Here is a 22,152-nt window from a genome sequence, read left to right as displayed (position 1 = left end):
GGCCATCGTTTTCGCCGTCTTCGCGATCTTGTGAAGAGCGGCAATGGCCGGAATTCGTTCTCGCCGGTCCCATAGCAATATGGCCAATTCGTGTCAGGTGCATCCGCGTCACGAAGCCGTGTTATGCCGTTATGACCGATGTCCGTTGGCGCCTTCGCCACCAGCCTCATGCAAGCAGCGTTTGATACCTCGTTGCGCAATCAACTAAAACGGGGAACTGCATGCACTGGCAATCGACTTCTGAACTGGTACCAGGCAGGCTTGCCTTCCTGCGGTTCGACCAGTTGGCCAGTGCGCAATGGGTCGGATACGTTGACGAGAACGGGGTGTGCGAATGGCCGGACAAGGTTCGTGGCCTGCGCCCATCGGGCTGGCAGGCGGTTGCCGTCGACCCGGATCTCTTGAAGCCTCAGGACAACTAAAGCGCAACGCTGAAACGGGCGTAACGAGGCACATCGCTATGCCTCGTTGCGCCCGTGCGCGTCACTTCATGACTGGAGGTGCTCTGAGTGTCCGCAAGCCTTTAGTGGATTAAAGGCGGTACATGATCGAGTCGTTCCAGAAGCGGTCGAGGCGCTGCAGGAGCTTGTTCATCTGGGTGAATTCGCTTTCGCCGATGCCGCCGACCTTTTCGATCGAGCCGATGTGGCGCTCGTAGAGCTTGGCAACGGTTTCTGCGACTTCCTGGCCGGCAGGGGTCAGGCTGATGCGAACCGAGCGACGGTCGATGCGCGAACGCTGGTGGTTGATGAAGCCAAGGTCGACCAGCTTCTTGACGTTGTAGGAAACGTTCGAGCCGAGATAATACCCACGCGAGCGGAGTTCGCCGGCAGTCAGTTCAGAATTGCCGATGTTGAAGAGAAGGAGAGCCTGGACTGCGTTGACGTCGTCGCGGCCCTGACGGTCGAACTCGTCCTTGATCACATCGAGAAGACGACGGTGCAGGCGCTCGACCAGATGCAGTGACTCGAGGTAGAGTGCACGAACGGTTGCTTCCTGGGTATCTGCTACTGCGGGTGCCGCCTGCGGCTTCAGTTTCGTGTTCATCATGACTGCCTCACTCTGTTTTGTTTGGCGGTGTTTGTTTTCTTCCCGCCTTGAGACAGACCCTAAGCAATACGCATAAAATTCGACTTAAAACACACGCTTAACAACAGGTTAACGCACAAGGCACCCCTGCCCCGGCCCGACGGACCCCAGGCGGCGGCAAATTACACCATCAGCAATATCAATGACTTGAAGCAAAAATTGTGGCCAAAAACGGCCGTCAAAGCTTTAGGGTCAGGGTAAATCAATCCTTACCCGCTCCGCCTTTCGGCGGGCTTCGAGCCACAGCGAGAGGCGAAACACGATGTAAAGGGCGGCCACCAAGCCATGCAGAAGCGGCACGACATGGTTGGGGCCGAAGATCTCAGGCCAGACGGAATACATCAGGATCTGCGAGACGGCGGCGATGGTCCAGAGAACGGGCCCCCAGGAGACCGTGAGCCACAACCCGAGCGAGGCGACGGGAAACAGAACCGCCAGCGCAGAAGCTGCCACTTTCCATGGCAGCACCAGGAGATCAAAGCGGGCCATCCCGTTCAGCGAATAACCCACCAGCATCGCCCAATATTGCAGGCCGAACCAGAAACAGGCGATCGCCACCATCCGCAGGAAGATGACATAGAGTATCTCAGTCAGGGTACGCTTGGGTACTGCGGGTGAATCAGGCTCCATGCAGGCAACATAGTGCCCAGTTCCGGCATGCGCCAGCGCCCTAGGTTTGTCATCCCGGGATGATGCGGCAAGACGTCCATTCATAAACAGCCTGCACCATGATAAGACCCGCCGCACTATTTCAAGGAATGGAGCGCAGCCATGGACAAGACGCATCTGGTCGACGAGGTAACCGGCCATCGCCGCATGCGACGCAACCGCAAGGCGGACTGGACGCGCCGCATGGTGCAGGAAAACCGCCTGACGGTGGACGACCTGATCTGGCCGATCTTCCTTGTTCCCGGCACCGGCATCGTCGATCCGATCGCTGCCATGCCGGGCGTCAGCCGCATGAGCGTCGACAAGGCGGTGGAAGCCGTTAAGGAAGCGGCCGACCTCGGCATTCCGGCGATCGCTACCTTTCCCGACATCGAAATGGAGCTGCGTGACGAGACCGGCTCGAACAGCCTTGTCGCCGACAACCTGATCAACCAGGCGACAACCGCGATCAAGAAGGCCGTCCCGAACATCGGCATCATCACGGATGTCGCACTCGATCCGTTCACCAGCCACGGCCATGACGGCATCCTGCGCGATGGCGTCATCCTGAACGACGAGACGGTTGACCAGGTCGTCCGGGCGGCAGTCATGCAGGCCGACGCAGGTTCCGACATCATTGCACCGTCGGAAATGATGGATGGACGCATCGGCGCCATTCGCCGCGGACTTGATGCCGCCGGGCACCAGGACGTCGGCATCATGTCTTATGCCACGAAGTTCTCGTCGGGCTTCTATGGCCCCTATCGCGAGGCAATCAATACGAGCGGCCTGCTGAAGGGCGACAAGAACAGCTATTACATCTCGCCAGCCAACGGCACCGAAGCGCTGCGCGACGCGGCCCTCGACGTCGAGGAAGGTGCCGACATGCTGATGGTGAAGCCCGGTCTTGCCTATCTCGACATCTGTTGGCGCATCAAGGAGGCTTTCGGCCTGCCGACCTATGCCTATCAGGTCTCCGGCGAATACAGCCAGATCAAGGCCGCCGCGATGAACGGCTGGATCGACGGCGACCGGATCATGATGGAGACGCTTCTCTGCTTCAAGCGCGCCGGCTGCGACGGAATCCTTACCTATTTCGCGATGGACGTGGCCCGCAAGCTCGCCAGGAACGGCTGATCTTGTGGTGGAACATCCCCGACACCATATTCTGAGGTGACGAACAGGAGAACACCGAGGATGAGCATCGACCGCAACCCAGCCTTTGCCGCACCAGACGACTGGCGCGCCTATAGCGGTGTCCTGTCGCGCCGGATGTTGGCGTTCCTTGTCGACTACCTGTTCATCCTGCTGCTCTGCATTCCGGCAGCGGTGGTGGTGTTCTTCCTGGGAATCATCACGCTGGGCCTCGGCTTCATGCTTTACCCGGTGCTGTTCGTGGTGGTGGCCCTGCTCTACTTCGGCCTCACCCTCGGCGGACCGAACCAGGCTTCGCCCGGCATGCGCATGGCCGGCATTGCCATGGCCCGGATTGACGGACGGCGCATCGACTTCCTGACGGCAATCGCACATACGGTGATTTTCTGGATCATCAACTCGGTGCTGACCCCGCTCGTGCTTCTGGCCGGCCTCTTCATCGAGCGTTCGCGCCTCGTGCACGACCTGCTGCTCGGCACCGTTGTCGTTCGCACAAGCTGAGCGCGAAACCACTGCCACGTCTCATCCAACCGTGTTCCGTCAGACGGCGGCACACGGTTGACGTTTTTTGTTTATACGCCATGCTATGACATTCACATGTAACGACCGGATTTCCGCGCCGCAATGAACACCCAGGCAACGCCCTCACCGCAGTTTTATCTGACGGCCCCGGCAGTGTGTCCCTATCTTCAAGGCGAGATGGAGCGGAAGGTTTTTACCCATCTCGTCGGGCCACGCGCGGCCGAGATGAATGATCTCCTGACCCAAGGCGGTTTCAGGCGCTCCCAGAACATTGCCTATCGCCCGGCCTGCGAAGCCTGCCGCGCCTGCATTTCAGTGCGCATCCTCGCCAACGAGTTCCAGCCGGCCCGCTCGATGAAGCGCGTTATGGCGACCAATCGCGACCTGGTCTCCAACGTCTTTCCGCCACAACCCTCGACCGAGCAGTTCTCGCTGTTTCGCCGTTACCTGGACAGTCGCCACCAGCGCGGTGGCATGTCGGACATGTCGGCGCTCGACTACGCGATCATGGTCGAAGACACCCATGTGAACACGCGCCTCATCGAGTACCGCAAGCGCGAACCCGGCGCCGGCATCAGCACCGAGGCCAAGGGTGAACTCCTGGCCGTGGCGCTCACCGACGTGATGAGCGACGGCCTTTCGATGGTCTATTCGTTCTTCAATCCGGAGGCCGAGAAGCGGTCGCTTGGTACCTACATGATCCTCGACCACATACAGCGCACCCAGACACTCGGCCTGCCGCATGTCTACCTTGGCTACTGGGTCAAAGGCTCGCCGAAGATGGGTTACAAGACGCGCTTCCAGCCGCAGGAGCACCTGACCCCGCGCGGCTGGGAACGCTTCGTTGAGGAGTACGAGGGTTAAACTCGGCTGCCATTGACATGCCAGCGCATCAACCTAATGTTATAACACTGTTGCAACATGAGGTTCCGTCATGAACACCACCATCCGCAAGATTGGCAATTCCGAAGGTATCATCATCCCAAAGGAAGTTCTTGATCGCATGGGACTCAAGGCCGGTGATACCGTCGAGATCCGCGTTGAAGATGGCAATATTGCACTAGTGCCGGAGCAAGATGACCTTGCAGAGCAGTTGAAGGCAGCTCGTATTGGCATGGAAAAATACCGGGTTGCGCTGCGCGAGCTTGCCAAGTGACAGCTCTCAAATGGCTTACGCGGCGAGCCATCGAGGCTATTCATCAAGAGCAAATCGAGGAACATGGCGGGTTGCCGGGCCTCAAGGACGCGAATGCGTTGGAGGCCTCCCTCGCGCGTCCGCTGCACAAGAACGCCTACGGCGAAGACGACCTTTTTCCGCTAGCCTCTGCCGACCTTTACGGCTTTGCGCGCAACCATCCGTTCCATGACGGCAACAAACGCACTGCGTATCTCGCCGCCTTCACCTTCCTGTTCATCAACGGCTACATCATTGAAGCGACACAGGCTCAAATCATCGAGTTCGTGCTTGCCGTCTCGGCGGGCGAGATCGACGAGGACGGCGCGACGCGTTTTCTCCGTGATCACACCGTCCCCCTCAACTAATCACCCGGCAAACTTTCCGCTGCGCGGAAAGCCCTTCGGCACGAGCCGGCCGGCGGTGGCGCGGTCGCCGATCCACTCCAGAAGCTCATCCTTGTTGCGCGTGAAGGCGCGGCCGGCACTGTCTTCCCACGACAAGCCGCTCGCCATCTCGAAGCACTTGATGTCGGAGACGCCGCCGTCCTTGTAGCGCTGCAGGCGTACGCCCTTGCCGCGCGTCATCTCGGGAAGCTGCGCCAGCGGGAAGACCAGCATCTTGCGGTTCTCGCCGACCACCGCGACATGATCGCCAGACACGGGCACGAGCAGCTTCGTCTCGTCCGGCATCGAGACGTTCATGATCTGCTTGCCCTTGCGGGTGTTCGCGACCATTTCACTTTCGGCGACAATGAAGCCGTTGCCCGCCACCGAAGCAATGATCAGCTTGCGCGACGGGTCATGCACGAAGGCGGTGAGGATATCCTGGTCGTTTTCCATGTCGACCATGATGCGGATCGGCTCGCCATGACCGCGCCCGCCCGGCAGCTTATCGGCCCCGAGGGTGTAGGCCTTGCCGCCCGTCGTCACCAGCAGCAGCTTGTCGGTGGTTTGCGCCGGGAAGGCGATCTTGAGGCTGTCGCCTTCCTTGAAGCTCAGGCTTGTCGTGTCGGAGATGTGCCCCTTCAGCGCGCGGATCCAGCCCTTCTGCGAAACGACAACGGTGATCGGTTCCTTCTCGATCATCGCCTGGTTGATCGCGTCGATGTCGGCTTCCGGTGCATCGGCAAAGGTCGTCAGGCGGGCATAGGGCTTGCCCTTGCCCTTGGCGAAGTTCTTGCGGACGTCCTGGATCTCGTGCTCGATGACCTTCCACTGCTTGGCTTCCGACGCCAGCAGGGCTTCGATCTCCGCCTTTTCCTTCGTCAGGTTGTCGTGCTCGGTACGGATTTCGAACTCTTCGAGCTTGCGCAAGGCGCGCAGACGCATGTTGAGGATCGCTTCGGCCTGGATGTCGGTGAGCGACCAGCGCGCCATCATCACCGGCTTGGGCTCGTCTTCCTCGCGGATGATCCGGATCACCTCGTCGATGTTGAGGTAGGCCACGAGCAGGCCGCCAAGGATTTCGAGGCGTCGCTCGATCGCGGCAAGCCGGAAGCGCGAGCGGCGGCCCAGCACATCACGGCGGTGGCCGAGCCATTCCGACAGCACCTCGTTCAGAGCCATAACCTTGGGCACGCGGCCCATCGACAGCACGTTCATGTTGAGCGGCAGGCGCGTCTCAAGCTCGGACAGCTTGAAGAGCGATTCCATCAGCAGGGTCGCATCGACCGTGCGGCTCTTCGGCACAAGAACGATGCGCACGTCTTCCGCCGACTCATCGCGGATGTCTTCGAGAAGCGGCAGCTTGCGCGCGATCAGCAACTCGGCGATCTTCTCGATCAGGCGCGACTTCTGCACCTGGAACGGAATTTCGGTGATGACGATCTGGTAGCCGCCGCGTCCAAGGTCCTCGATCTCCCAGCGCGCCCGCACGCGGAAGCCGCCACGGCCTGTCTTGTAGGCTTCGATGATCGCCTCGCGGCTGTCGATGATGATGCCGCCGGTCGGCAGGTCCGGCCCCTCGATGCCGCCCTTGGCCGGATCGGCAGGATCCGCCATCAGGTCCTCGACCGTCGCCTGCGGGTTCTTGATCAGCCGCAGCGCCGCGTCGCACAGCTCATGCACGTTGTGCGGCGGGATCGAAGTCGCCATGCCAACGGCAATGCCGGAGGTGCCGTTGGCGAGCAGGTTCGGAAACGCGCCCGGCAGGACCGTCGGCTCCGAATTCGACTCGTCATAGGTATCGCGAAAATCCACCGCATCCTGGTCGATGCCCTCGAGCAGCAGTTCAGAAACCGCCGTCATCTTGGATTCGGTATAACGCATGGCGGCAGGGCTATCGCCATCGATATTGCCGAAATTGCCCTGACCGTTGACGAGCGGGTAACGCTGCGAGAAGTCCTGCGCCAGGCGCGCCAGCGCGTCGTAGATCGACTGGTCGCCGTGCGGATGGTAGTTACCCATCACTTCACCGACGATCTTCGCGCATTTGCGGAACGCCGAGTTCGGCCGTAGCCCCATCTCGCTCATAGCGTAGACGATACGGCGATGAACCGGCTTCAGCCCGTCGCGAACATCCGGAAGCGCCCGGTGCATGATGGTGGAAAGGGCGTAGGCAAGATAGCGCTCTTCAAGCGCAGCTTTCAGATCGACCGGCAGAATGTTGTCGCCGCCATCGCCCGAAGGTGGTGTCAGATTTTTTCCCATGGCCCTTGACTAGACGAAACCCCGATTCTCGGCAAGAAAACCCGTGCAGCACGCTGTGGATGAGGCGGCTTTCGGGCTTGCAAGAAATCGTTTACGAAATCTCGCTTCGTCTGTTTTTGCGACGCCTGGATGCGCGCAGCAGGTCCGCTTATCCCATGGACGTTTTTGTGGCCCGGCCTATAAATTCGACGACCCATTTCAACCTTGAGCGGGCGCACCCGCAGGAGACGACCCGATGCTTTACCTGACCAAGGCCAAGTTACTGCTTGCCGGTGCGGCGCTCACCGCGCTTGCCGGCCCTGCCCTCGCCCTTGACGGCAACGATCTCGTGGCAAAGCTCAATGGCGCGCTCGCCATCAAGGGCAGCTCCGGTTTCACCGCGGGCTCGATCAATGTCAGCGGCTCGGATGTCATCGCAGCCGATGCCAAGATTGTCACCGATGACGGGAAACAGAATATTCCGCTCGGCACGGTGAAGTTCGAGGGCGTGGAAGAAGACGGCGGCGGCTACACGGTCGGCAAGGTCCTCTTCGACAACGTCAACGTGACGCAGGACAAGTCCTCCATCACCGCGTCGGACATCTCGATCACCAATCTCTCCATTCCGGCCGACCCAAACGGAAACGACCTGAGCTCGGTGCTGCTTTATGACGAGGCAACCGTCGGCAGGATCGTCGGCACGGTTGAAGGCAAGCAGGCATTCTCCGTCGACCGGACAACCGTCACCACCGAACTCGCCGACGACAACTCTTCCGTCGATTTCGATGTGAAGGTGGCAGGCGTCAAGGCGGATCTCGGCCTTGTGGATGAACCGCAGGCGAAGGACACGATCCAGCAGCTCGGCCTGACGTCGCTGGACGGATCAATGACGATCGAAGGCAGCTGGAGCGTCGGCGACGGTACGCTCGACCTCACGGAATATGCGCTCGACTTCAAGAATGTCGGACGGCTCTCGATGTCGTTCTCGCTGACCGGTTACACGCTCGACTTCATCAAGTCGCTCAACGAGACGACGCAGGCGATGGCAGAGAACCCGTCGAACGAACAGGCACAGCAGGCGGCAGGGCTTGCCATGCTCGGGCTGATGCAGCGCCTCACCTTCAACAGCGCCGAAATCCGGTTCGAGGACGCCGGCATCACCAAGCGCGGGATCGACTACGCTGCCAAGAAGCAGAACACCGACGCCACACAACTGACGCAGATGCTGAAGGGCATGACACCGTTCATGCTGGCACAGTTCAACGTGCCGGAGCTGCAGAACATGGTGACGGAAGCGGTCAACACCTATCTCGACAAGCCGGGCAGCTTCACGATCAGCGCCGAGCCGGAAAATGCGGTGCCGTTCCCGATGATTGTCGGTGCTGCCATGGGCGCGCCAAACACGCTGCCGAAGGTGCTCGGCGTAACGGTCACCGCCAACGACTGATCATTCTCGCAGACATGGAAGAAAGCCGCGACGGAACCGCCGCGGCTTTTTTTTGTCACTAATGGCCGGCGGAGGCCGTCAGCGATGCATGTTCCTTGTCGTGCAAGGCGTAGCGGTCGATCATGCCGGCACTCGCCTCGTTGACGCCGCGGACGGTGACGGCAACGCCACGGCGGCGGAACTTCAGCACGATGTTGTCGAGCGCGCCGACCGCCGAAATATCCCAAAGATGCGCGCCACTCACGTCGATCATGACCTGCTTCACCGGCTCGTCGAAATCGAAGGCCTTGAGCAGGCTTTCGGTCGAAGCAAAGAAGATCTGGCCGTCGACATGGTAGATGCGGCTCGCGCGGTCCTCTCCCAGCTCGGAACGAACCTGGAAGAGCTTCGCAACCTTGCCGGCAAAGAAGATGCCAGACAGGAGCACGCCCACCAGCACGCCCTTCGACAGGTCGTGCGTTGCGAGGACGGTGAAGACGGTTGCGAGCATCACGACCGAGGAGGTCCTGGGGTTGGTGCGCAGTTCGATGAGGGACTTCCATGAGAAGGTGCCGATCGACACCATGATCATGATCGCCACCAGCGCCGCGACCGGTACGATGCGCAGCACGTCGTCGAGCACGAGCAGCAGGATCAGCAGGAACGCGCCGGCCGTGAAGGTCGAAAGACGCCCGCGCCCGCCGGAGGTGACGTTGATCACGGACTGGCCGATCATCGCGCATCCGCCCATGCCGCCGAACAGGCCCGAGACGATGTTGCCGGTGCCCTGCCCGACGCATTCCTGGCTCTTGTTGCTGGTCGTGTCGGTCATGTCATCGATGATCTGGGCCGTCAGCAACGATTCCAGGAGTCCGACGGCGGCGAGCGCCAGCGAATACGGGAAGATAATTTGAAGCGTTTCCCATGTCAGCGGCACCCCCGGCCAGGCGAAGACTGGCAGCGAGGTCGGCATCTCGCCAAGGTCCGAGACCGCTGGGACCTGCAGGTTGAAGGCGACGGCAATCACCGTCACCACGACGATGGCAACCAGCGGAGACGGGACGACCTTGGTCACCCGCGGGAACAGGTAGATCACCAGCAATGCGACACCGATTAGGAGGTAGGTCACCTCCGGCACGTTGATGAGCTGCGGCAGCTGCGCCATGAAGATCAGGATAGCAAGCGAGTTGACGAAACCGGTCATTACCGAGCGCGACACGAAACGCATCAGCCGACCGAGCTTCAGGAAGCCGGCGATGATCTGCAGCACGCCCATCAGGATCGTTGCCGCAAACAGGTATTCGATGCCATGGTCGCGCACCAGTGGCGCCATGAGCACCGCGGTGGCTGCCGTTGCCGCCGAAATCATCGCGGGACGACCGCCGGTAATGGCAGTGACGCAGGCGATTGCAACGGACGCGAACAACCCCAGCTTTGGGTCGACGCCGGCGATCACCGAAAAGCCGACCGCTTCGGGGATCAGCGCCAGCGCCACGACGATGCCGGACAGGATATCGCCGCGAATGTTGGAGAACCATTCACGGCGGTAGGTGGACAGTTTGTTCATGAGCTAGAAATCGCAAAAGGAAGCGCATCGCCGGGAGCCATCCAGGTGTTGCTGCAACTTTGATGAAGCGGCTGATGCTTTGCGTTGTCCGGCGGATCGGCGGCCGGAAGAGCCACCCGGGAGTTTCACCCGAGTCCTTGTGATGGCGCGTACATATCGGCGCGGTCCGCCCAATGCAACATCACAAGCAAAAAGCCCCGGCAGCAGGGCGGCCAGGGCTTCTTGATATAGGCAGATCGGTTGATGCTATTCGAGCACCTGGACAACCGTGCGGGTCTGCGGATTGACGATCACGCGGCGGTCGTTGACGACCGTGTAGGCGTAATCCGGCTGTTCCTGGATGGTGTGAACTTCCACCGTATCCGGCAGCGCCGTGCCAACAGCGATCGTGCCTTCATAGGCAACGGATGGCACGCTCTGCTCCATGACATAGGTGCGGACTTCGCCCGGCACCACGACGGTCGAGTTGGTGACGGCCGGATCCTGGGTGGTGATGACCGTCGTCTGGGCATAGGCAGCGCCCGAAAGGGCCATCATGACCGCGGAAGCGGCGAGCAAAGTCTTACGCATCTTGGTTCTCCTGTGCTTTTGCTGTCATAACAACACAAGCGTCGGAACTTGGTTCCGCTCTCCCAAGACTGATGCCCGGGCAATCTACCCTCCCCGGACCATGATGCCTTGACGCCGCGGAGCCATGCGGCGAAAACGGGACCGCGGTTGCCCCCGCCATCTTTACTGCCGCTGTAATTAAGAAGGTCTCGCTTTCATGCTCTCTTGGCTCGCCGCGGAAACGCATACAATCGAAGCCGTAGAGCCCGCAAAAAAGCGGCTGGAGCCAGCGCGCCCCTCCTATTATTCCGGCAAGCCCGGCAACCAGTTGCAGCGGCTGTTGACGGCGCGGCGCGACTTCCTGTCCATCTGGCGCCACAACGATTATTCGGCCCGCATCTCGCAGATCTCGCTGATGGGCCGCCAGGTGGTGGTGGTGAATTCCCCCGAGGCGATCAAGTACGTGGTCGCCACGCGCCACGAGAATTTCGAGCGCAAGTCACCCCAGATGCGGCGTTCGCTGGAGTACCTGCTAGGCGACGGGTTGTTCATCTCCGATGGTGAGACCTGGAAGCAGCGCCGGCCGCTGGTGTCGGATATCGTCCACAAGCATCGGGTGCCCGCCTTCGGCGACATCATGAAGAACACCTCGCTCGAGCTCGTCGAGCGGTGGACGAAACTCGGGGAAGGCGCGCAGGTGAACGCGCTTTACGAGATGGCTGGCCTCACCGCCGAAATCATCTCGCGCAGCGTCTTTGGCAACGACCTCGGTGAAGAAAGCGCCGGCATGGTGACGGATGGCTTCACGAGCTACCAGGCGCTGATCGATTCCATCAATATCGGCTATTTCCTCGGCTTCGACGAAGGCCTGCCGCAGCTGCGCACCCCTTCCCTGAAGCGGTCGGTGAAGCGCATCCATACAATCATCGACCGGGTGATCGAGGACCATCTGGCCGGCCGCGGCGACGACCATTCCATGGTGGAGCTCCTGATCCGCCGCCAGCAGCGCAACCCCGAGCTCAAGCTCGATGTCGTCGCACTGCGCAACGAGGCCGCCACGATCTTCATGGCCGGGCACGAAACCACGGCGGCGACGCTCACCTGGGCGTGGTATCTCCTGTCCAAGGCCCCGTGGGTGGAGGACGCGATCCACGCGGAGATCGAGGAAGTCTGCGGCGGCAATGTGCCGGATGTCGCCGACGTGCCCAAGCTGAAATGGTGCACGGCGGTCATCGAGGAGACCTTGCGGCTTTACCCGCCGGTGCCGATCCTGGCGCGGCAGGCCAAGGAAGCCGACCGCATCGGTGATCTCGATGTCAAACCCGCCTCGCTTATCATGATCGTGCCCTGGCTGCTGCATCGCACAGCCTCGCTCTTCCCCGATCCGCACCTGTTCAAGCCGGAACGATTCCTCGAAAAGCGCCCGACGCCATACAGCTATATTCCATTTGCCAGCGGCCCACGCATCTGCCCCGGTTTGCAGTTCGGGCTCACCGAAGCCATCCTCTGCCTTGCGGTGCTGGCGCAGCGGTTCAAGCTTCGTGTTCCGGCGAACCACCAGGTCGAGGCGGCCTGCCGGCTGACGCTTCGCCCGCGCGGCGGCCTGCCCGTCACGCTGCATCCGCGATGAGGCGTTCATGACCGAGCACCGCATGCCGGAAACAGCACTCCGAAAACGCAAGGCTTGGCGGTTTGCGGCACCCGAGGCGCCGCCACTCAGCCACCTCTTCGGCACAAGCGACGAGCGCCGGCAGTTCCGCCGCTACTGGCTGACCGGAACCCTCGTCAACGCGATCGACCTGACGGTTCATTTCGGCCTGAAGCTGATGACGATGGACGCCTGCTCCAACTTCGGCGCACGCATCGGCACCTTTGCAATCCCCCGTTTCCACAAGGTCGCCGTCCGTCGCGGACGCGAGACGCTCAAGCGGCTGTTGCCGGAGGCAAGCGAGGCCGAGCGCGATGCAATCCTGCGCAGGAACTGGCAGGCGCAGGGGCGGATCATGACCGAGTTTTCGGTGATCAATCGCCTGCTGAAGAACATGGACCGGATCACGCTGCACGACTTCGACCGTCTGGTGGAGACCGTGCGGTCAGGTCCTACGATCATCGTCGGCATGCATCTCGGCAACTGGGAGATCGGCCCGACCATCCTGCATGACGAAGGGATCCGGCCTTACGCCAACTACACCCCGCCGAAGGGCCGCGCCAAGGCCTGGATCTCGGCACGCGTGCGCCAAAAGGGAGGGCTCAACTTCCTGCCGCCCGGCGCGCAAGGCATCCGGCCTTCGGTCAAGATGCTGAAGGAAGGTGGTGTCATCTCGATGTTCTGCGACGAAGGTGTTTCCGGCAAGATCCGCGGCCCGCTGTTCGGCCGCAAGCCGCATCTGGAAGGGAATCTTGCCGTCGCTGTCAGGCTGGCCCGCATGACCGGCGCGCGGATTGCACCCTGGTACAATGTCCGCGGCGACGGGTTCCGGTTCGATGCCTTCTTCCTGCCGCCCATTGAGCTGCCGCCGGAAGACAAGCCAGGCGCGCGTATTTCGGACGACATCCAGCTCCTCAACGACGTGATCGAGCCCGTCATCCTGAAACACCTGGACCAGTGGTATTTTCTCGACAACGGGCTGCCAGACACCCGCTGACAAACAAAAAGCCCGGCCTGAAGCCGGGCTTTTCTTATCCGTAGATGTTCCGCACTCAGCTCTTCTTTGGCGAAGGCACGACGCGGATGGCCAGTTCCCGCAGTTGCTGCGGGGTTGCCGGCGAAGGCGCGCCCATCAGCAGGTCCTGCGCCTGCTGGTTCATCGGGAAGAGCGTGATTTCGCGCAGGTTCTTGGCACCCGTCAGCAGCATGACGATACGGTCGACACCGGCGGCCATGCCACCATGCGGCGGAGCGCCATACTGGAAGGCGCGGTAGAGACCGCCGAAGCGCTCTTCGACGTCCTGCTGGCTCAAGCCCACCATCTCGAAGGCCTTGACCATGGTTTCCGGCAGCTGGTTACGGATCGAGCCCGAGGCAATCTCGAAACCGTTGCAGACCATGTCGTACTGATAAGCCTTGATGGACAGCGGCTCCTGGTTCTCCAGTGCCTCCAGCCCGCCCTGCGGCATCGAGAACGGGTTGTGCGCGAAGTCGATCTTCTTTTCTTCTTCGTTGTATTCGAAGAACGGGAAGTCGACGATCCAGCACAGCGCGAACTGGTCCTTATCGGAAAGGTTCAGTTCATCGGCCGCGCGGTTACGCGCCTCGCCTGCGAACTTGTAGAACTTGTCCGGATCGCCGGCGACGAAGAAGCAGGCGTCACCCGCTTCCAGGCCAAGCTGGACGCGCAGCGCTTCGGTACGTTCTTCGCCGATGTTCTTGGCGAGCGGGCCGGAGCCGCCAACCTTGCCGTCTTCTTCCTTCCAGAAGATGTAGCCGAGGCCCGGCTGGCCCTGGCTCTGGGCCCAGGCGTTCATGCGGTCACAGAAGGCGCGCGAGCCACCGGTCTTGGCGGGGATGGCCCAGACCTCAACCTTCGGGTTCGAGGCGATCATGTTCGCGAAGACCTTGAAGCCGGAGCCGGCGAAATGCTCGGTGACGGCCTGCATCTCGATCGGGTTGCGCAGGTCCGGCTTGTCGGAGCCATATTTGCGGATCGCGACGTCATACGGGATGCGCGGGAATTCCTTGGTCACCGGCTTGCCGTCGGCAAACTCTTCGAAGATGCCGCGGATCACCGGCTCCATCGTCGTCCAGACGTCTTCCTGGGTGACAAAGCTCATTTCGAGGTCGAGCTGGTAGAACTCGCCCGGCAGGCGGTCCGCGCGCGGGTCTTCGTCACGGAAGCACGGCGCGATCTGGAAGTAGCGGTCGAAGCCCGCCACCATCAGCAGTTGCTTGTACTGCTGCGGCGCCTGCGGCAGCGCAAAGAACATACCCTCATGGATGCGGCTCGGCACCAGGAAGTCGCGCGCACCTTCCGGCGAAGACGCCGTCAGGATCGGCGTCGAATATTCGGTAAAGCCGACATTGTTCATCTCGCGGCGCATGGCGGCGATGATCTGGGTGCGCTTGACGATGTTCTTGTGCAGCGTGTCACGACGCAGGTCGAGGAAGCGGTACTTGAGGCGGACGTCTTCCGGATAGTCCGGCTCGCCGAAGACCGGCAGCGGCAGTTCCTTGGCCGCGGCCAGCACTTCGATCTCGTGGGCGTAGAGTTCGATCTCGCCGGTCGCCATGCCCTTGTTCACGGTGTCCTCGGAGCGGGCCTTGACCACGCCGTCGATGCGGATCACCCACTCGCCGCGAACCGTTTCGGCAACCTTGAAGGCCGGGCTGTCCGGGTCGGCAACGACCTGGGTCATGCCGTAGTGGTCGCGCAGGTCGATGAAGAGGACGCCGCCATGGTCTCGCACGCGGTGCACCCAGCCTGAAAGGCGGACGGTGGAGCCAACATCGGTCTTCCGAAGGGCGGCACAGGTGTGGCTGCGGTAACGGTGCATTTTCAAGTTCCTGGACTGGTGCTCTTGCGGCCATCGGCATGCGAAGCAAGGCCGGCCGGCTTAAAGGAAAATCGGCGGGAAAAGCGCATGATGGACATGCTTTGTCAAGGCTGAACCGATTTTGCCCGCAAATCGTCGGGACATCGAGCCTGCTCTTCCGCTAGGACTCGCGACAAGCCGCGCGTCGGCGAATGAGTCGCATCGACAAGCCTCACGCCCTCCGGCAGGACCTACATGTCGCATATCCGCCCCCTGATCCCCCTCCTCGTGACAGCCGGCATCCTTATTGGCGGCAATGGCCTGCAGGGAACCTATGTGGCGCTGCGCGGCTCCGCGGAAGGTTTCTCGCCATCGATCATCGGCATGATCGGCGCCGGCTACAGCGTCGGGTTCGCAATTGGCTGCGTCTACGTGACCCGGCTCCTGAGGCAGATCGGCCATATCCGCACCTTTGCAGCGATGGCTGCAATATCGGCAGTGGCTGCCATCGCCATGTCGATGATTATCGACCCGGTGTTCTGGTTTGCAATGCGCTTCGTCACCGGCATCGCCGTGGCGAGCCTGTTCGCCGCGGTCGAAAGCTGGATCAATGCCAAGGTCACCAATGCCAACCGCGCCCGCACCCTTTCCGTCTATCGCCTTGTCGACTTGAGTTCGGTCACCGTTGCGCAATACATCATTCCGGCGGTCGGCATACCCGGGCCGATCATCTTCAACATCATCGCAATGGCGCTGACGCTCTCCCTCGTGCCGATCTCGGTCGCCGACAAGTCTAGCCCGGCGCCGCCGGAGACGCTGGCCTTCGACCTCAAGGCCGTGTGGCGCATCTCGCCGCTTTCGGTGATCGGCGTCATATCGGTCGGGCTTTCCATGGCCGCTTTCCGCAATATCGGGCCGATCTATGCCGAGGCGATCGGCATGAGCATCACCTCGATCGCCACCTTCATGAGCGCCGGCATCATCGGCGGCGTCGTGCTGCAATATCCGCTCGGGATCTATTCCGACAAGCTCGACCGGCGCCGCGTCATCCTGTGGACCACGGTCGGCTCCATCATCACCGGCGCCTACATGTCGTTTGGCGCAGGTTCCAACGAGACGGCCAACATCATCAGCGTCTTCCTGTTCGGCGCATTCTCGATGCCGCTTTATTCATTGTGTTCGGCGCATGCCAACGACTACGCCAAGCCCGGCGAGCATGCGTTGGTTTCAGCGGGGCTGCTGTTCTACTGGTCGCTCGGTGCAACGGTCGGGCCGCTGCTCGCCTCTATTCTTCTTGAATATTACGGCCCCCGCGCCTTCTTCGCCTATACGTCCTTTATCTTCCTCGCCTTCCTGGTCTTCACGCTCCGGCGGATGAAGGCGCGGCCCCCGGTGCCACCGGCCAAGCGCACCTGGCGGTTCCGCTCGCTGCTGCGAACCTCGGCCTATTTCAACCGCCTGGCGGCTCCGGCTGACAAGGATGAACGCCAGGATAGGCCCTGACTCGTATTGACATATGCGGCCGGAAGGGAAAGGAAGGTTGATCAAACAAGCGTGAAGAACCCATGATTGAAACGACCGCCGCTCTCGAAGAAGCCTGCACTAAGCTTGCAAAATCCGACTTCATCACCATCGATACTGAGTTCCTGAGAGAAACGACCTTCTGGCCGCAGCTCTGCCTGATCCAGATGGCAAGTCCTGATCTGGAAGTGCTGATCGATCCGCTGGCAAAAGGGCTGGATCTCAAGCCTTTCTTCGAGCTGATGGGCAATCCTTCCGTCACCAAGGTCTTCCATGCGGCGCGGCAGGATATCGAGATCATCTATCATCTCGGCAATCTCGTGCCGCACCCGATCTTCGACACCCAGGTTGCCGCAATGGTCTGCGGCTTCGGCGACTCCGTCTCCTATGACCAGCTCGTCAGCCGCACGAAGAACGTCCATATCGACAAGTCGTCCCGCTTTACCGACTGGAGCCGCCGCCCGCTGTCTGAAAAGCAGCTGGAATATGCGCTGGCTGACGTCACCCATCTTCGCGACGTTTATCTTTACCTCAAGGCCGAACTGGAGCGCGAAGGCCGCGCACTTTGGCTGACCGAAGAAATGGCGGTGCTGGAATCTCCCAACACCTACGACCTCCACCCTGACGACGCCTGGCTGCGGCTAAAGTCCCGGCTGCGCAAGCCGACCGAACTTGCGGTGGTGAAGTTCGTGGCCGCATGGCGTGAACGGGAAGCGCGCAACCGCAACGTACCACGCTCGCGCGTGCTGAAAGACGATGCGATTTACGAGATCGCCCAGCAGCAGCCCAAGGACACTGAAGCCATGTCACGCCTGCGCACGATCCCGAAGGGTTGGGAACGCTCTGCCTCGGGCGCTGCGATCATCGAAGCGGTCAATGCCGCGCTCGCCCTTCCGAAATCGGAAATGCCGCATGCGCCCAAGCACGTGCATGTGCCGGAAGGAACGGCAGCCGCAGTCGAACTGCTGAAAGTCCTGCTGAAGCTGATTTCCGACCGCGAAGGGGTGGCTGCCAAGATTATCGCCAATACCGATGATCTCGAGAAGATCGCAGCCGAAGGCGAGAATGCCGAGGTCGCAGCCTTGAACGGCTGGCGTCGTGACCTGTTCGGCAATACGGCGCTGAAGCTCATCAATGGCGGTGTTGCACTGCGCTTCGTCAACAAGAAGGTGGAAGCCGTCGATCTCGAAACCGCCGGCGACTAACCTTTCTCCTTGCGTCGATTGCTTCGCCGGGTGCCGTCGTAGAAGCCGGGCGGCTTCTTGCGCACCCATTTGACGAACTTCTCCATCTGCGGATGTTCAAGCAGGGCTTCGACAGTCGAATACGACTTCTCAAGCTCCGCTTCATCGAAGAGCGCATGGATCTGCCTGTGGCAGATCCTGTGGAGCGCCTGCGTTTGCCGACCGCCGCGGCTCTTGGGAATGAGATGGTGTTCGTCGCGCTGGTCTGCAGGGATCAGCCGGTGGCAGAGCGGGCAGATGTCCGGTTCCGGCTGCTGATACCAGGACACGACGTCCTGCTTGTGCTTCCTTGCCATGCTCATCCCGTTCTCAAAAACCCTGCGGTCCTCAGATGGGGTGACGCGGCCGGATTTGCAGCCTTCTGACGAGCCTACTCGAACCTGAAGGCAAGCTTCTTGCCCGTCAGCTTGGCAAGCTGCTGCAGGCGCCCGTTGAGGCGTTCACCAGCGAAATCATGGTATTCGTGCGGGACAACAAATTCCAGATCAAGGTCGGGCGACGAGGCCGGCGCGAACTTCAGGTGATGCACGATGCCCGGCATGGAAGCCGAGAACAGGTAGACGACGCGCAGCAGCCCGCCCAGGAGCTTGGCGAGGTCGAGCAGGCGCGGCGTCGCAATCGCGGCCAGCGGACCGGTGGCGCCATCGTCATGCAGCCCTTCAAAGCGATAATAGTTCGCGAGCGCCAGATAGGCGCGTCCGGCATGGGTGATGCCGACGAAGGAGGAATTGGCAATGATGTTGAGCGCCTGCAGGCCCCGGTAATCCGGATGCGCTCGCCAGCTGATATCGGCAAGCAGGCAGGCGGCGCGCCGGTACCGGCCTTCTTCCTCGGTCTCGTCGACACCGAAGGCTTCGACCATGCGGCCGGTCCAGTCCGCAAGCTCGCGGGCATGCTCGGGGGAACGGGCACGCAGGATCGCCAATTGGTCTGCCGCTACCAGCAGCGGATCGCTTTGCTGCTCCTCTTCCGACAGCAGCGAATAAAGGTAACCCTCGCGAACGCCCTGGGCCGAGAAGCTGATCTTCGACGGCTTCATGACACTCAGGACTTCCTGCATGGCAATCGCGCCGAAGGGAAGAAGCGCACGACGGCTCTTGGACACGACCTGCCATGGCCCTTCCTTGCCGTCCTTGGCGGCGATGACCTGCTCGAGAAGGTTCTGCATTTCCTCAAGCGAAAGTTCATATCCCTGCATCATGTGCAGCGGATACTGGATCATCTCCATGTGCAGCTTGGCGATGTTACGCCAGGTGCCACCGACTGCGTAGAAGGTCCGGCCGTTCCCCTGCTCCAGGAAATGCGCCTTCTTGACCTGCTTGCGGGCAAAGTTGCGCGCCTTGGAAAGCGATTGGCCGGAGGACTCCGACAACCGCAAACCACCAAGCGGCAGGGTGACGCCGCGGCCAAAGTCCTGGCCCTTGATGTCGATGAGCTCGAGCGATCCGCCGCCAAGGTCACCGGCAATACCGTCGACCTCATGAAAGCCGCTGATGACGCCGAGCGCCGAATAGCGCGCCTCTTCCTCGCCCGACAGGACCTGGATCTCCTGTTCGAGGATCTCTTCGGCCTGGCGGATGAATTCAGGGCCGTTGGAGGCCTCGCGGGCGGCCGCGGTCGCCAACACATAGACTTCCGTCGCGCGCGCCTGGTTCGACAGCGCCTTGAAGCGACGCAGCGCCGCAAGCGCCCGCTCCACGCCCTCGTCATCCATGCGCCCGTTGGAGCCAAGCCCCTTGCCCAGCCCGCAAAGCACCTTCTCGTTGAACAGGATCGTCGGCGAGCGCGACAAGCCCTCGTAGATCACGACGCGAACGGAGTTGGAGCCGATATCGATGACGGAGACAGGAACAATCCCCGGAAGGCGCCCCTGGGCTTCAGATCGTACCATATGTGCTTTTCTGTGGCTAAATCTTGCGTCCGGACATCCGGCCGGCAATGAGTTTCGGGGCACTCGACTTCAGGGCTTCGCCGCGCCCTGACAGGCTCGGATTGGTCATGAAATAGTGCTGCGCGTTGAAAGGTTCCTCTCCCTTGCGCACTTCCATGCGCCGCGACGTGCCGTCGGGCAATATCTCGTAGCTCTGCTGATTGTCAATCAGATTGCCGAGCATGATCTGCGACAGGACCTGCTCGTGGACGGTCGGGTTGAGCAGCGGCACCAGCGTCTCGACGCGGCGGTCGAGATTGCGCGGCATCATGTCGGCGGAGCCGATGTAGACGAGCGCCTTGTCGGACGGCAGGCCATACCCGTTGCCGAAGCAGAAGATGCGGCTGTGCTCAAGGAAGCGGCCGACGATCGACTTGACGCGGATGTTTTCCGAAAGCCCCGGAACCTGCGGCCTAAGGCAGCAGATGCCACGCACGACGAGTTCGACCTCGACGCCTGCATTACTGGCCCGGTAGAGCGCATCGATGATCTCCGGATCCACCAGCGAGTTCATCTTCATCCAGATCGCTGCCGGCTTGCCGTTCTGCGCGTGGCAGATCTCTTCCTCGATATGGCGCAGGATGCGTGGCCGCAGCGTATAGGGCGAAACGGCAAGCTTCATGCTTTCTTCCGGCTCGCCATAACCGGTGATGAAGTTGAAGACATTCGCCATGTCGTGGGCGATCTTCGGGTTGCAGGTGAAGAAGGACAGGTCGGTGTAGATCTTCGCCGTCACCGGATGGTAGTTGCCGGTACCGAGATGGCAGTAGGTGCGCAGCCGGCCATCCTCGCGGCGCACGACCATCGACATCTTCGCATGCGTCTTCAACTCAATGAAGCCGAAGACAACCTGCACGCCAGCGCGCTCCAGGTCGCGGGCCCAGCGGATATTCGCTTCCTCGTCAAATCGCGCCTTCAACTCCACCAGTGCGGTCACCGACTTGCCGGCCTCGGCAGCGTCGATCAGCGCACGAACGATCGGGCTGTCGTTGGAGGTGCGGTACAGCGTCTGCTTGATGGCGAGCACATCCGGGTCGCGGGCCGCCTGGATCAGGAACTGCACCACTACGTCGAAGCTCTCGTACGGATGATGGACCACCATGTCCTTTTCACGGATTGCAGCCAGGCAGTCGCCGGCATGTTCACGTACGCGTTCGGGGAAACGGGCGTTGTAGCTCTCGAAGCGCAGGTCGTCGCGCGGCGCCTTGGCGATCTCCGACATGGTGTTGAGCGCGAGCAGGCCCGGCAGGACGGCGATGCGGTTATCCGGGACACCGAGTTCCTGCACCACGAACTGGCGCAGCGAGGCCGGCATTTCGGAATCTGTCTCGATGCGGATGACCTTGCCGCGGCGGCGGCGCTTCAGCGCCGTTTCGAAGAAGCGCACAAGGTCTTCGGCCTCTTCCTCGACTTCGATATCGCTGTCGCGGATGATGCGGAACGTACCGGCCCCCCTCACCTCATAGCCCGGGAACAGGCGATCGGTGAACATTCCAACCACATCTTCCAGCGTAATGTAGCGGATCGTCGTACCCTCGTCCGGCAGGCGGATGAAGCGGTCGAGCGTCGTCGGCAGGCGCAACAGGCCTGTCATCGGTTCCTTGCCGTGCTTGCTGTGAAGCTGCAGGCCCATGGAGAAACCCAGGTTCGGAATGAAGGGGAACGGATGCGCCGGATCGATCGACAGCGGCGTCAGCACCGGAAACAGGTCTTCATCAAAATCGGTGGCGAGCCAGGCGCGATCTTCTGCCGAAAGCGCGGCAGGCCGCACGATCAGGATGTCTTCCTTGGCGAGATATTGCTGCAGCACGGCAAGCGACGCCTGCTGCTCCATCTGCAGGTTGTCGATCTCCTGCAGGATATTGTCGAGCTGTTCGGCCGGAGTCTTTCCGTCCGGGCTGCGCACGCTGATGCCCTGTCGCACCTGTCCCTCAAGGCCCGCCACCCGCACCATGAAGAATTCGTCAAGGTTGGCAGCGGAAATTGACAGGAAGCGGACCCGTTCCAGAAGGGGATGGGCGGTGTTCAGCGTTTCTTCGAGGACGCGACGGTTGAACTGCAGCCAGGAGAATTCGCGGTTGATGAACCGGTCGGGGCTGTTCATCAGATCAAGCGCGGGGGGCTCCCCTTCGCCTGCGGATTGCTGCGTCTCCGTTACCATCGAATCCATCTCGTCCATCCCTCCTGCGCTCCGCGAAGGGTACACTTCGACGAGCCCATTGTCACA

General features: G+C 61.3%; 20 protein-coding genes and 1 other annotated feature. Of the genes, 11 read left to right on the top strand and 9 right to left on the bottom strand.

The annotated features are described in order from the left end of the window. Positions 1-221: 221 nt before the first annotated feature. Positions 222-422: a hypothetical protein gene (locus CYG48_RS04055; RefSeq protein WP_118849201.1), complete on the top strand. Its 201-nt coding sequence runs from the start codon at positions 222-224 to the stop codon at positions 420-422. A 109-nt stretch (positions 423-531) separates the two neighbouring features. On the opposite strand, the gene ldtR is transcribed toward CYG48_RS04055, so the two are convergent. Together ldtR and CYG48_RS04045 are read right to left on the bottom strand one after the other, a co-directional pair. After that, on the bottom strand, positions 532-1,047 hold the full coding sequence (gene ldtR, locus CYG48_RS04050) for a transcriptional regulator LdtR (protein ID WP_118851489.1): 516 nt from the start codon (positions 1,045-1,047) through the stop codon (positions 532-534). 234 nt (positions 1,048-1,281) lie between these two features. Next, positions 1,282-1,719: a DUF6163 family protein gene (locus CYG48_RS04045; RefSeq protein WP_118849200.1), complete on the bottom strand. Its 438-nt coding sequence runs from the start codon at positions 1,717-1,719 to the stop codon at positions 1,282-1,284. Between the two features lie 141 nt (positions 1,720-1,860). Between CYG48_RS04045 and hemB the strand changes: the two genes are divergently transcribed. The 5 genes from hemB (at position 1,861) to CYG48_RS04020 (ending at position 4,956) form a co-directional block, all read left to right on the top strand. After that, entirely contained in the window at positions 1,861-2,874 is a 1,014-nt protein-coding gene (hemB, locus tag CYG48_RS04040) for a porphobilinogen synthase (RefSeq protein ID WP_118849199.1), read from the top strand. Positions 2,875-2,934: 60 nt separating this feature from the next. Further along, positions 2,935-3,393, top strand: coding sequence for an RDD family protein (locus CYG48_RS04035; protein ID WP_118849198.1), 459 nt, complete (start codon positions 2,935-2,937; stop codon positions 3,391-3,393). 123 nt (positions 3,394-3,516) lie between these two features. Beyond that, positions 3,517-4,278, top strand: a complete 762-nt coding sequence (locus CYG48_RS04030) for an arginyltransferase (RefSeq protein WP_118849197.1) — start codon at positions 3,517-3,519, stop codon at positions 4,276-4,278. Positions 4,279-4,348: 70 nt separating this feature from the next. After that, a complete protein-coding gene (locus CYG48_RS04025) occupies positions 4,349-4,570 on the top strand; it encodes an AbrB/MazE/SpoVT family DNA-binding domain-containing protein (RefSeq protein ID WP_118849196.1) in 222 nt (73 codons plus the stop codon). Next, positions 4,567-4,956, top strand: a complete 390-nt coding sequence (locus tag CYG48_RS04020; protein ID WP_118849195.1) for a type II toxin-antitoxin system death-on-curing family toxin — start codon at positions 4,567-4,569, stop codon at positions 4,954-4,956. Before CYG48_RS04025 ends, CYG48_RS04020 begins: the two co-directional genes overlap by 4 nt. Here the strand turns inward: CYG48_RS04020 and parC are convergent, their stop codons facing one another. After that, entirely contained in the window at positions 4,957-7,239 is a 2,283-nt protein-coding gene (gene parC / locus CYG48_RS04015; protein WP_118849194.1) for a DNA topoisomerase IV subunit A, read from the bottom strand. It lies immediately after the preceding gene. 235 nt (positions 7,240-7,474) lie between these two features. Here parC and CYG48_RS04010 point away from each other — a divergent pair, with 235 nt between their 5' ends. Continuing rightward, positions 7,475-8,665 (top strand): DUF945 family protein, encoded by a 1,191-nt coding sequence (locus CYG48_RS04010; protein ID WP_118849193.1) that lies wholly within the window; start codon positions 7,475-7,477, stop codon positions 8,663-8,665. 58 nt (positions 8,666-8,723) lie between these two features. Here CYG48_RS04010 and CYG48_RS04005 read toward each other — a convergent pair whose 3' ends face one another. Together CYG48_RS04005 and CYG48_RS04000 are read right to left on the bottom strand one after the other, a co-directional pair. Then, a complete protein-coding gene (locus tag CYG48_RS04005) occupies positions 8,724-10,211 on the bottom strand; it encodes a SulP family inorganic anion transporter (RefSeq protein WP_118849192.1) in 1,488 nt (495 codons plus the stop codon). An 82-nt stretch (positions 10,212-10,293) separates the two neighbouring features. Continuing rightward, positions 10,294-10,351: a sequence feature (sul1 is cis-regulatory element that is thought to sense ions involved in sulfur or methionine metabolism; They are found in Alphaproteobacteria), on the bottom strand. Positions 10,352-10,457: 106 nt separating this feature from the next. Next, positions 10,458-10,781: a DUF1236 domain-containing protein gene (locus CYG48_RS04000; RefSeq protein WP_118849191.1), complete on the bottom strand. Its 324-nt coding sequence runs from the start codon at positions 10,779-10,781 to the stop codon at positions 10,458-10,460. Positions 10,782-10,977: 196 nt separating this feature from the next. On the opposite strand from CYG48_RS04000, the gene CYG48_RS03995 reads away from it, so the two are divergent. Next, on the top strand, positions 10,978-12,390 hold the full coding sequence (locus tag CYG48_RS03995) for a cytochrome P450 (protein WP_118849190.1): 1,413 nt from the start codon (positions 10,978-10,980) through the stop codon (positions 12,388-12,390). A 7-nt stretch (positions 12,391-12,397) separates the two neighbouring features. After that, the gene (locus CYG48_RS03990) at positions 12,398-13,405 is read left to right on the top strand and encodes a lysophospholipid acyltransferase family protein (protein ID WP_118849189.1); all 1,008 of its coding nucleotides are present in this window, start codon (positions 12,398-12,400) and stop codon (positions 13,403-13,405) included. A 55-nt stretch (positions 13,406-13,460) separates the two neighbouring features. On the opposite strand, the gene aspS is transcribed toward CYG48_RS03990, so the two are convergent. Then, the gene (gene aspS, locus CYG48_RS03985) at positions 13,461-15,251 is read right to left on the bottom strand and encodes an aspartate--tRNA ligase (RefSeq protein WP_118849188.1); all 1,791 of its coding nucleotides are present in this window, start codon (positions 15,249-15,251) and stop codon (positions 13,461-13,463) included. 234 nt (positions 15,252-15,485) lie between these two features. Here aspS and CYG48_RS03980 point away from each other — a divergent pair, with 234 nt between their 5' ends. Both CYG48_RS03980 and rnd read left to right on the top strand, forming a co-directional pair. After that, positions 15,486-16,733, top strand: a complete 1,248-nt coding sequence (locus CYG48_RS03980) for an MFS transporter (RefSeq protein ID WP_118849187.1) — start codon at positions 15,486-15,488, stop codon at positions 16,731-16,733. Positions 16,734-16,795: 62 nt separating this feature from the next. Continuing rightward, complete coding sequence (rnd, locus tag CYG48_RS03975; RefSeq protein ID WP_118849186.1) at positions 16,796-17,956, top strand: ribonuclease D; 1,161 nt, start codon at positions 16,796-16,798, stop codon at positions 17,954-17,956. Here rnd and CYG48_RS03970 read toward each other — a convergent pair. The 3 genes from CYG48_RS03970 to CYG48_RS03960 form a co-directional block, all read right to left on the bottom strand. Further along, positions 17,953-18,297, bottom strand: coding sequence for an HNH endonuclease (locus tag CYG48_RS03970; RefSeq protein ID WP_340162634.1), 345 nt, complete (start codon positions 18,295-18,297; stop codon positions 17,953-17,955). The genes rnd and CYG48_RS03970 overlap by 4 nt on opposite strands. Positions 18,298-18,365: 68 nt before the next feature. Beyond that, positions 18,366-19,886: an exopolyphosphatase gene (gene ppx / locus CYG48_RS03965; protein WP_118849185.1), complete on the bottom strand. Its 1,521-nt coding sequence runs from the start codon at positions 19,884-19,886 to the stop codon at positions 18,366-18,368. Between the two features lie 16 nt (positions 19,887-19,902). Further along, positions 19,903-22,095, bottom strand: a complete 2,193-nt coding sequence (locus CYG48_RS03960) for an RNA degradosome polyphosphate kinase (protein ID WP_118851487.1) — start codon at positions 22,093-22,095, stop codon at positions 19,903-19,905. Positions 22,096-22,152 lie beyond the last annotated feature (57 nt).

It is taken from the genome of Neorhizobium sp. SOG26 (genome assembly GCF_003491345.1).
GTDB classification, from domain to species: Bacteria; Pseudomonadota; Alphaproteobacteria; order Rhizobiales; family Rhizobiaceae; genus Neorhizobium; species Neorhizobium turbinariae.
This window is presented reverse-complemented; position numbering and strand designations above follow the sequence as displayed.

Excerpts from the sequence above, each read along its gene's own strand:
- ldtR (WP_118851489.1), bottom strand. The coding sequence starts at position 1,047 with ATGAACACGAAACTGAAGCCGCAGGCGGCACCCGCAGTAGCAGATACC.
- rnd (WP_118849186.1), top strand. The coding sequence starts at position 16,796 with ATGATTGAAACGACCGCCGCTCTCGAAGAAGCCTGCACTAAGCTTGCA.
- CYG48_RS04045 (WP_118849200.1), bottom strand. The coding sequence starts at position 1,719 with ATGGAGCCTGATTCACCCGCAGTACCCAAGCGTACCCTGACTGAGATA.
- CYG48_RS04010 (WP_118849193.1), top strand. The coding sequence starts at position 7,475 with ATGCTTTACCTGACCAAGGCCAAGTTACTGCTTGCCGGTGCGGCGCTC.
- CYG48_RS03970 (WP_340162634.1), bottom strand. The coding sequence starts at position 18,297 with ATGAGCATGGCAAGGAAGCACAAGCAGGACGTCGTGTCCTGGTATCAG.
- CYG48_RS03995 (WP_118849190.1), top strand. The coding sequence starts at position 10,978 with ATGCTCTCTTGGCTCGCCGCGGAAACGCATACAATCGAAGCCGTAGAG.
- CYG48_RS03990 (WP_118849189.1), top strand. The coding sequence starts at position 12,398 with ATGACCGAGCACCGCATGCCGGAAACAGCACTCCGAAAACGCAAGGCT.
- CYG48_RS03960 (WP_118851487.1), bottom strand. The coding sequence starts at position 22,095 with ATGGATTCGATGGTAACGGAGACGCAGCAATCCGCAGGCGAAGGGGAG.
- ppx (WP_118849185.1), bottom strand. The coding sequence starts at position 19,886 with ATGGTACGATCTGAAGCCCAGGGGCGCCTTCCGGGGATTGTTCCTGTC.
- CYG48_RS04030 (WP_118849197.1), top strand. The coding sequence starts at position 3,517 with ATGAACACCCAGGCAACGCCCTCACCGCAGTTTTATCTGACGGCCCCG.
- aspS (WP_118849188.1), bottom strand. The coding sequence starts at position 15,251 with ATGCACCGTTACCGCAGCCACACCTGTGCCGCCCTTCGGAAGACCGAT.
- CYG48_RS04055 (WP_118849201.1), top strand. The coding sequence starts at position 222 with ATGCACTGGCAATCGACTTCTGAACTGGTACCAGGCAGGCTTGCCTTC.
- hemB (WP_118849199.1), top strand. The coding sequence starts at position 1,861 with ATGGACAAGACGCATCTGGTCGACGAGGTAACCGGCCATCGCCGCATG.
- CYG48_RS04000 (WP_118849191.1), bottom strand. The coding sequence starts at position 10,781 with ATGCGTAAGACTTTGCTCGCCGCTTCCGCGGTCATGATGGCCCTTTCG.
- CYG48_RS04025 (WP_118849196.1), top strand. The coding sequence starts at position 4,349 with ATGAACACCACCATCCGCAAGATTGGCAATTCCGAAGGTATCATCATC.
- CYG48_RS04005 (WP_118849192.1), bottom strand. The coding sequence starts at position 10,211 with ATGAACAAACTGTCCACCTACCGCCGTGAATGGTTCTCCAACATTCGC.
- CYG48_RS03980 (WP_118849187.1), top strand. The coding sequence starts at position 15,486 with ATGTCGCATATCCGCCCCCTGATCCCCCTCCTCGTGACAGCCGGCATC.
- parC (WP_118849194.1), bottom strand. The coding sequence starts at position 7,239 with ATGGGAAAAAATCTGACACCACCTTCGGGCGATGGCGGCGACAACATT.
- CYG48_RS04035 (WP_118849198.1), top strand. The coding sequence starts at position 2,935 with ATGAGCATCGACCGCAACCCAGCCTTTGCCGCACCAGACGACTGGCGC.